Raw genomic sequence first — 9,871 nt, 5'->3', positions numbered from 1 at the left:
CCTACCGAATGGCTCAAGGATACTTTGGAAAAATTACCGACTTGGCCCAACAGTCGTATCGATGAGTTGCTGCCTTTTGCAACGGCAAATTCCGAGACAGTTAAGGATCAGAATGTCTTTTAGAAAACAACGTGGCTAGATTGAACGGTTACGGTTCTTAGCGGGAGATCGCCTAAGTTATCTTGTTGGGATAGCTAATTTTTGCTTTATCTACTAAGTTTAAGGCGAGTTTTTGCATATCGAATAAATAAAGCGCCGAATGTTAGCCGTTCGGCGCTTTTGTATTTAGCTGTTAATGGTGGTTTTGTTCGAAAATGTCGGTGATAAATCCGGCATGACCTGCGGAAGCCGCATCGCGATAAATATCTTCATAATATCTCATATCGCGGGCGTCGCCATCATTAGCGATACCGTTGCCAAGATAAAGCGCAATCACGGCACCTGGTGAGTTAAACCAAAGAATATCATCGCCATCGCTACGAGTATCGTGTAAATCCCAGAATGTACGTGCTACCCAAACTTCGTTTTCCCAACCATTGGTACAATCCGGTGGCGTGTTACGTTGTTCGGCATCCCAACCTAAAGCCCAACGGCCTGAGTTAAATCCACCCTCAGCAATATTTCGAGCTGGATAGCCTACCCAGGCGGCGATATAGTTGGCAAAACCTTCACGCAACGCCATACCTAGACGGGTAGGGTAACAGGTGTTTAAACTATGAGAACCACCAGAGCCAGCGGGTCGTTTATTTTCCCAGAACTTATTGTTCAACACATGCGCCATTTCATGATTAACCACATCGCCTTGCACCCCGTGGCTTGCTATTAGCCAAATGTCATTGCCGGATGCGCAACTCCAAGGCGAATCGCCGCCGCAATTGTTCCAGGTATTAGGAAAGAAGAACCGTATGGCTGAAGAAGGCACTGGATTAATGCCTGCATCCCAGTACAAACGTGACCACATGGTCATTGCGCTATCGACTAATTCGCCTACGCCATTATAGGTTCCGCCATCGGTGTCAGCGGTACGGTGGCCGACATTAAATGACGTGCTAGTGACTGTCCAAGTTGGGTCATACCACCAGTATTTATTACCCGCTTGGTTTTGTGGGGCATAATAACTATTGTAAGAGCGGTAATAAACATTGATTTGTTGGCTAGTTACAAAGCCTGCCGTATCAGGTATATTGACAGACCATAAGCCATTTGCTTCTACCCAAGCTGAGCCTAGCATTGTCGAACTGCCAGCTCGGTAGACTTCAACTCTAAAGCCGAAGCCAGAATGTAAACTATGGTCGGCTGACCAGCGTGTAGAAAAAACGTCCTGAAATAGTATGAGTGGTTGCCGGGGGGCTATTGGTGCGGTCGCTATGCTTTTGGTTGTATTTTCAGGATAACAGATTTGCTCGCCTTCACCCGCAGTACCTCGTGCTTTGCTTATCTCTAAGGCTTGCTTAATGCTTTCTAAACGGTCGTAATCGGTATTATCAGGAATGTAAATTTTACGTCGGAAAGATTCCAGATTAACGGGTAGTGTTTTAGCCAGTTTTTCATAATCGCCAGTGCTTTTACCTCCTTTAAACAAATCACGGGACGGTGCCCCGAAAATGCTCGCGTAAGAACCCATGACCCATTTATTCCGCGTCAGACGGTAATGCAAAGTTAACGGTACAATCGCATCGGGCGGTTGATTCCTATGATTTCTCGCCAATTCTTCGGCTGTAGGCCAAATCTTTAACTCTTCGGACGATAGGTTGTAAACAGCCATATCGATGCGTGGACTCATGCCTTCATTAGCCAAGCGTAAAAAATCGACGTTAAGAAGAACTTGCTGGGGAGCTGTGGCGTTTGGGTAAACTAACACCGCATCAGTTTCAGGGCATAACCGCCAGCGCGGCTCTGGGGCTTTCCAGTCAGGGTCGTAAATTGGTGAAGTATCCTTGCCGGCCATATAAGCCTCAAAGTTCAACATCGGTTTATCAACGGCGATAGGATCTCCGCCGCAACTACGAAACACTACCAACAACGGTGTTCGTTGTTTTAAATCCCACGGGCTTAATTGCACTAACAGCCGACTATCGCCTCCTTGAGTGTAACCGGCCAATGCGGTGCCTTCCTTAGCCGCTTCTAAAATTTTCCAAGTTAACGCCGCTGGTTGATCAGCATAGGCAGCTTGGTTAGTTGTCATAAGACTTAGCGCCAATAGTGCGCCAGTAAGTAGCTTTCTTTGATTAAGGACTCGCATAAACCACCTCGTTTATTGTAGTTAATTGAATCGGCCTGTCTGACCTAATCGTTACAACAAGGCCAATTTCATTATAGTCCTGTTTGAACTGTTTAAAAATTAAATCTTTACCCAGAAAAAAGCAAAAGACTGGTTAGGACGAGCGCTAACAGTCACAATGAAAAAGCTTAGTTTTTCAGAGAATTAGAAGCTTACTATATTAGCTATGGCTAAAAACCGGTAATTTTCATACAATAAAGAGCTACAACCATCACTATCCACGCTCGACGGCTAAACCACAAAGTTCAGTACTAACCGAGCAATTCAAACTAAGTCATATGGAACAAAACATTCTTTCTTTAGGTATCCCTAACTTTGCATACGCTGATTTATATGATGCAAAAACGCTTAGGTGATTTGTTAACGGTATTTGATCAGTTTGCTGAAGCAGAAAATGCCGAGTTATTTCAGCAGTATTTAACCTATAGACAAACGCAAGGCTTAGAATTTACTCCAGAGCAAACATCCGAGTTGTTAGTTGCGATGGCGCCGCTGGTAGGGCGATTTGTCGCACGCTTGTTTAATGTGTCTGAGCAACATCAATCTCAAAAAGCCAGTATTACGCGTGAAATTGATAGCGTGTTCACTTATAAAAACCAAGTGGTTGAAAAGTTGGACGTATATTTTAAAGGTCAAAGCACTGATGACTGGGATAAAGCCGGGATTAACCGCAAAATGGACGTGCTGTTAAAAGTCGGTTTCCCAGAAAGCGCTCAAGATAGCGATGCTGAGCGCAGAATAGCTACAGTGGGTGCGGAAATTGGTTTACTGTCCGCGCATTATAAATTACTTGCTAAAGGTAAGCCGAGTAGCGAACAGAACGCCGACACCAGAGCGGAAGCGTTACGGGCACGGTTACAGCAAGATGCGGAAGCGGCAACAGAATTTGTTAAATTGCTAGATTTATTACAGCCCGCTGATTTTATCGCGAGTTTAATGGAACTAGTACAACGCTGGAGTTTTTTGGCAGCACAACAACCTGAAATTGCTAACAATTGGTTAAGCTTTAAATTTCCGGAAAAGCGCGATTTCGAGCAATTAGTTAAACATGACACGATAAGCCGTGGCGAATACAGCGTTTGGATGGGTGAAGCAGAGCATAGACGCCGCCGCGATGGTTTTAAGCTTACCGATACGCGTTATCAGCAACGCGAGGTGTTGTCCGAAGTCAATCATTGTATTTATTGCCACGAGCGGGACACTGACTCATGCTCTAAAGGTATGCGTAATAAGAAAAATAATACCTTTAAAGTAGACCCATTAGGCGAAATTACGATTGGCTGCCCATTAGAAGAAAAAATTTCCGAAATGCATTTGGTTAAACGCCGTGGCGACAATATTGGCGCGCTAGCGGTGGTTATGATTGACAATCCTATGTGCCCAGGGACAGGTCATAGAATTTGTAACGAATGCATGAAAGGCTGTATTTATCAAAAAACCGACCCGGTTAATATTCCAGAAATCGAAACCAATGTGTTAACTGATGTATTGTTTATGCCTTATGGTTTTGAAATATACAGCTTTTTGACGCGTTGGAATCCGTTAAATATTAAACGTCCGCACATGTTGCCGTATAACGGTAAAAATGTCTTAGTCGTTGGCTTAGGGCCAGCGGGTTATACCATGAGTCATTACTTGCTCAACGAAGGTTTTGCCGTAGTGGGTATCGATGGTTTAAAACTAGAGCCGCTGCCGCTTGCATTAACGGGTGATGCTGAACATCTGCCTGAGCCTATTGCGGATTTTAACACCTTATATGAAGACTTAGATAAACGTGTGTTAGCTGGCTTCGGTGGCGTCGCTGAATACGGCATTACGGTACGTTGGGATAAAAACTTCTTAAAAGTCATTTACTTAACGTTAAAGCGACGTGCCGCGTTTTAAAAGCTACGGTGGTGTGCGTTTTGGCGGTACAGTGACGATTGACGATGCCTGGGCTATGGGATTTGACCATATTTGTATTGCAACGGGTGCGGGCAAGCCGACGGTGATTGATTTACAAAACAATTTATTGCGCGGTATACGCAAAGCCTCCGATTTTTTAATGGCATTGCAATTAACCGGTGCCGCGAAAGCGTCATCTATGGCTAATTTACAAGTTCGCTTGCCAGCCGGTGTCATCGGCGGCGGTTTAACGGCAATAGACACGGCAACCGAATTAATGGCGTATTATCCGGTGCAAGTGGAAAAAGTCTTGCATCGCTATGAAGTCTTATGCGCTAAATTAGGTGAAGCGGTAGTTAGACAACGCTACGATCAAGAAGAATTAGGCATTTTGGATGAGTTTTTAACGCATGGTAAAGCCATTAAAGCCGAACGCGCCCGTGCTGAAGCCGCCGGTGAATTACCGGATTTCCAACCGCTGTTATGGTCTTGGGGCGGTGTGACGTTGTTTTACCGTAAAGGTATTAATGACGCGCCTGCGTATCGGCAAAACCACGAAGAAATTGCTAAGGCGTTAGAAGAAGGTATTGCTTTAGCTGAAGGCATGAGTCCTAAAGCGGCTATTGCTGACGAGTTTGGTCATTTACGCGCAGTTGAATTCGACAAACTAGCCTCTGAAAATGGGCGCTGGTCTAGCTCAGGTCAAAGCGTAGAGATTGCCTTGCGTAGCCTTTATATTGCGGCGGGTACTTCGCCTAATACTATTTATCAAAGCGAATATCCTGATACCTTTGTCATGGATAAAAGCTTTTTCCAACGTTATGAGCCTTCGATAGAGAACGGCGTTGTGAATCTAGTCGACAGCCACGATGAAACTAAACCCAAACTGGGTAAACCTGCGCCATTAACGTCTTATCAGAAAGATGGCAAATACATTAGTTTTTATGGCGACAACCATCCGGTTTATGCCGGTAACGTCGTAAAAGCCATGGCCAGTGCTAAGCATGGTTATCCTTATGTGGCGAAATTATTTGCTGAGCAATTAGCAACGCTAAATCCAGCCGAACAAGCGCAACGTGATGCAAGCTTAACGACTTGGCAACAGCAACTAGATGAAGCCTTTACTGCGACGATTGTTGCGATTAATCGCTTAACGCCGACTATTATCGAAGTCGTGGTCAAAGCACCCATGGCCGCTAAGCGTTTCCAACCAGGGCAGTTCTACCGGGTACAAAATTTTGAAGCGACTGCGCCGGTGGTTGCTGGTACGGTATTAGCGGCAGAAGGTTTAGCGTTAACCGGTGCTGAAGTCGATCAAGAGCAAGGCACGATTTCATTGATAGCACTGGAAATGGGGTCATCTTCGCGTTTATGCGCGCATTGGAACATCGGTGATCCACTCATCCTCATGGGCGTTACCGGCGCACCGACAGAGATACCGACCGGTCAAACGGTATTATTGCTAGGCGGTGGTTTAGGCAATGCCGTGTTGTTCTCAATCGGTAAAGCTTTACGTGCGGCAGGTAACCGCGTGATTTATTTCGCAGGCTATAAATACCGTCAAGATGTCTTTAAAGTCGAAGACATTGAAGCCGCTTCTGATTTAATTATTTGGTCGGTGGATAAAACAGCCGATGATGTAGAAGCGATACCAGTGACCAGACCGCAAGATAAAACCTTTGTCGGCAATATCTTGCAATGCATGTTGGCCTATGCCAACGGTGAATTAGGTGAGCAGCCGATTTTATTATCGGATGTCGATCATTTAATCGTGATTGGTTCAGATCGTATGATGGCAGCGGTAAAAGACGCGCGTTACAACGTATTAAAACCGTATTTAAGCAAAGTGCAACATGCAATAGGTTCGATTAACTCGCCTATGCAATGCATGATGAAAGGCATTTGCGCACAATGCTTATGCAAACACGTCGATGCTGAAACCGGTAAAGAATATTTTGTTTATTCTTGTTACAACCAAGACCAAGACTTAGATAAAGTCGATTTCCCGCATTTAAACGCAAGATTAAAACAAAATTCAGTACAGGAAAAATTATCGAATCTTTGGTTGGATTATTTGTTGGAACAGCAGCAAGAAACAGCCGCTTGAGAGACAGCTAAGCTTTAAACGCCGAAGCTTATGAAGCTACCAACCTAAGGTGGGACAGGGTATTCAGTTTGTAGGACGCCGTGAATACATCCCTGTAGGCTTGGCGGCAGCATCCCTGCTGCCAACACACCTGCACTCTGAATACCCTGTCCCTACTAAAGTGGGTAGCCCTTATGAACATTGTTTTTGTTTAGGAGAATAAATACATGCAAACTCATATTGTGCAGCGATTACTGTTAGCCGCTGTAATTTGTCTAATCAGTGCTTGTGCATCGGACAAACCGATGCCCGTTCAGCCGCAACCTATGATTTCAGGTGAGGCGATGATGCGCGAAAGCCAAGGTATTGCTCACCTTAGCGAACGCTGGCGCGCAGGCAAGCAAATGGTCGAGCGGGGTAATGCCTTAGTGCGCGACGGCCAGATTAAGATTGATGAAGGCAATCGTATGATTGATGAAGGCAATAAAATCGTTAGAGAAAGCGAAGAAAGTTATAAAAACATTAAAAACTAATGTTAAAAACACATGGATGTGTTGTTCGTTGTCGTTTTTGTTTTTTTCTCCTTCCCGCTCACCAGCATCATTGCAATTGTAGATCGGGTTAGCGATAGCGTAACCCGACAACATCGGAGCGGTAAATGTTGAGTTACGCTATCGCTTGGCAACTGCTCCAGCGAGGAAATGCCTACCTGTTTCCAATTCAGTATTTTTCCGTTCGTTTCAACTGTGATAGCTCATTCATAGATACGCATTTCCTCGCAGGAACAAGGGAACGCGTAGCGGTTTAAATTTGGAATTGCTGGTTTAATGCCTACAATAACAACAACGTGCGCTTGCCGTGTTACAATAGCGGCCACTTTTTTTTGGTTCATGCAAAAGCGTAATGTCAGTCTATCAATTATTTATTGTTGCTATTTGTGTTTGTTTACAAATAGTTGTTCCAACGGCTAGAGCAGAAGAAGCCGATTTAGCCATTCCTACCGCCCCCAGTGTCGATGCCAGTGCTTATATCTTGCAGGATTTTCATACGGGCAAAATTCTCGCGGAAAATAATGCTGATGCCAAATTAGCACCGGCGAGCTTGACTAAAATCATGACGGTTTATGTCGTGTTTAAGGAAATCCATAGCGGTCATTTGCGTTTAGACGACGTCGCGACGATTAGTCAAAAAGCTTGGCAAACCAGCGGTTCTAGGATGTTTGTCGAGTTAAACGAGCAAGTCAAAATCGAAGATTTATTAAAAGGCGTGATTATCCAATCAGGAAACGATGCTAGTGTTGCTTTAGCTGAGCATGTGGCGGGTAATGAAGGCACGTTTGCTGAAATGATGAATCAACATGCGGCTAAGTTAGGTATGGTGAACACCCATTTTGCCAATAGCGATGGGTTACCTAACGAGAATCACTATACAACCGCTCGTGATTTAGCGCTATTGACCTCAGCATTGATTCGGGAATTCCCTGAGTATTATCGTTGGTTTTCGCAAAAAGAATTCACCTATAACAAAATCACGCAACAAAATCGGAATAAATTGTTATCGCGCGACGAGTCGGTTGACGGTGTCAAAACCGGATTTACTGACGATGCGGGCTATTGTTTAGTGGCGTCGGCCTTAAGAGAAAACATGCGATTAATTTCTGTGGTGTTAGGCGCTAAAAATGCCAATGCCAGAGCCAATGAAAACCAAAGCTTATTAAATTATGGCTTTAGATTTTACGAATCGCATCGCTTAAAAGAAGGCAAAAAAATGCTTAGCGAAGCTCGTGTATGGAAAGGCGACCGACAAACCATGCCGCTAGGTTTAGCGGAAGATTTATTTGTCACGATTCCACGGCGGCAATATAACGATTTAAAAGCTGAAATTAAAATCGATAAAAAATTAGTTGCGCCCATAAAAGAAGGCGACAAATTTGGTGTGGTTGAAGTCACGTTAAAAGGTAAACCGCTGTTAAGCCGCGATTTAATTGCCTTAGAGTCTGTAGAGCAAGGCAATATTGTACGCAGACTTTACGATGGGGTATTTATGATGCTGGAGAAATCGGATGCTGGAAAATAAAACGGTTTACTTAAACGGCGACTATATTGCTTTAGCCGATGCTAAGATTTCGGTATTAGATCGTGGTTTTTTATTCGGTGATGGTATTTATGAGGTTATCCCGGCCTATAAAGGTCGGTTATTTCATTTAGACGCACATTTACAGCGGTTACAAGACAGCTTAACGGCGATTCGATTAGCCAACCCTCATACTTTTGACGAATGGCGGGCGATTTTTACGCCTTTGTTAGATGCGAGTAAAGACCAATATATTTATCTGCAAATCACAAGAGGTGTAGCGCCTAAGCGCGATCATGCTTTTCCAGAGCATATCGGGCCTACCGTGTTTGCCATGTGTTCGGATATTGCACCGTTTCCCGGTAAAGTCATAGGTATCAAAGCAGTGACTATTGACGATAAACGCTGGCAATTATGCAATGCTAAAGCGATTACGTTGCTAGCGAATATATTGCATAGGCAAGATGCGTTAGACCAGGGTGCGGCTGAAGCGATATTGCATCGGGGTGAGGTTGTTACTGAAGGTGCGGCTAGCAATGTGTTTATCGTGTTAAACGGAGTGTTAATTACCCCGCCTAAAGGCCCTGATATTTTGCCGGGGATTACCCGCGATGTTATTTTAATGTTAGCGCAGAATAACGGACTGGCTTGCAAGGAAGACACGATTACCTTAGCGCAATTAAACGCCGCCGAAGAAATCTGGGTGACGAGTTCGACGCGCGAGATTGTTCCAGTAATTGAATTAAATCAAACGCTGGTCGGTACAGGTCAACCAGGGCCAGTTTGGCAACGCATGGATGCGTTATTTCAAGCTTATAAGGCTACGCTATGAGCGAAGAAAACGCATTAATATTTCCTTGTCAATTTCCCATTAAAGCAATGGGGCGGGTTGATATAGAGCTGGATTTACTGGTGTTAGAAATTATCCAAAAACATGCGAGTATCGTAAGTCCTAGTGCCGTTAGAACTCGTGCGAGCAAAAAAGGCACATATGTCTCGGTCACCGTCACGATAGAAGCGACTAGTAAGCAACAACTCGATGCTATTTATCAGGAGCTAACCGCGCATCCCGCAGTGTTAGCGGCGTTGTGATTTATACTTCAAACGGTCACATTCGGTTTTTAGATAGCTAGGGTGCGCACAGCAACACACGATACCGAAAACTTTACCGTTCAGAGTATAGTAATCAAACTCTTAAAAGAGGATAACAAAGGTCTTTTAAACTACCATCGCTGAAGATTAGCCTCTTGAGTAATAAAAAATGCACTTAAATTCACTGGATTATTTTAGAGGCTTAGCAATACTCTTCATTGTAGCGGGACATACTTATGCTAATGGGGATATAGATTCGTTTTACGAGAAGTATTGGCTAATTTAGTGATGGGAGGCACTACTTTTTTTGTATTTATTTCAGGCTTCTTTTTCCATCATGCGTTTTATCCTAAATTTCAATATCGGCAATTCCTATGGAAAAAAAGCGAAATATGTGTTATTGCCCTATACCTTTCTAACACTCGCCGGTGTTGTCTGTTTTATTGTTTATTTGG

General features: G+C 44.1%; 6 protein-coding genes and 1 pseudogene. 6 read left to right on the top strand and 1 reads right to left on the bottom strand.

What is annotated here, in order from left to right:
• Window positions 1–123 (top strand): transposase domain-containing protein (locus tag VZ94_RS24720; RefSeq protein WP_131655626.1); only part of this gene is annotated, 123 nt, incomplete at its 5' end.
• Between the two features lie 169 nt (window positions 124–292).
• On the opposite strand, the gene VZ94_RS18220 is transcribed toward VZ94_RS24720, so the two are convergent.
• A complete protein-coding gene (locus VZ94_RS18220; protein WP_045780312.1) occupies window positions 293–2,185 on the bottom strand; it encodes a hypothetical protein in 1,893 nt (630 codons plus the stop codon).
• Between the two features lie 374 nt (window positions 2,186–2,559).
• On the opposite strand from VZ94_RS18220, the pseudogene VZ94_RS18215 reads away from it, so the two are divergent.
• The 5 genes and pseudogenes from VZ94_RS18215 to VZ94_RS18195 all read left to right on the top strand — a co-directional run bounded on the left by VZ94_RS18215 (window position 2,560) and on the right by VZ94_RS18195 (window position 9,416).
• Window positions 2,560–6,272: pseudogene (locus VZ94_RS18215) on the top strand (FAD-dependent oxidoreductase).
• A 206-nt stretch (window positions 6,273–6,478) separates the two neighbouring features.
• Window positions 6,479–6,784 (top strand): hypothetical protein, encoded by a 306-nt coding sequence (locus tag VZ94_RS18210; protein WP_045780311.1) that lies wholly within the window; start codon window positions 6,479–6,481, stop codon window positions 6,782–6,784.
• A gap of 370 nt (window positions 6,785–7,154) precedes the next feature.
• A complete protein-coding gene (locus VZ94_RS18205; RefSeq protein ID WP_045780310.1) occupies window positions 7,155–8,327 on the top strand; it encodes a D-alanyl-D-alanine carboxypeptidase family protein in 1,173 nt (390 codons plus the stop codon).
• A complete protein-coding gene (locus VZ94_RS18200; protein ID WP_439097750.1) occupies window positions 8,317–9,156 on the top strand; it encodes a D-amino acid aminotransferase in 840 nt (279 codons plus the stop codon). The genes VZ94_RS18205 and VZ94_RS18200 overlap by 11 nt, the downstream gene beginning before the upstream one ends.
• Window positions 9,153–9,416 (top strand): YbeD family protein, encoded by a 264-nt coding sequence (locus VZ94_RS18195; protein ID WP_045780308.1) that lies wholly within the window; start codon window positions 9,153–9,155, stop codon window positions 9,414–9,416. Before VZ94_RS18200 ends, VZ94_RS18195 begins: the two co-directional genes overlap by 4 nt.
• The last annotated feature ends 455 nt before the right edge of the window (window positions 9,417–9,871 follow it).

It is taken from the genome of Methylocucumis oryzae (assembly GCF_000963695.1).
In the GTDB taxonomy this organism is placed as follows: Bacteria; Pseudomonadota; Gammaproteobacteria; order Methylococcales; family Methylomonadaceae; genus Methylovulum; species Methylovulum oryzae.
The sequence above is the reverse complement of the archived record's forward strand: the minus strand, read 5'-3'. Positions and strand labels throughout refer to the sequence as shown.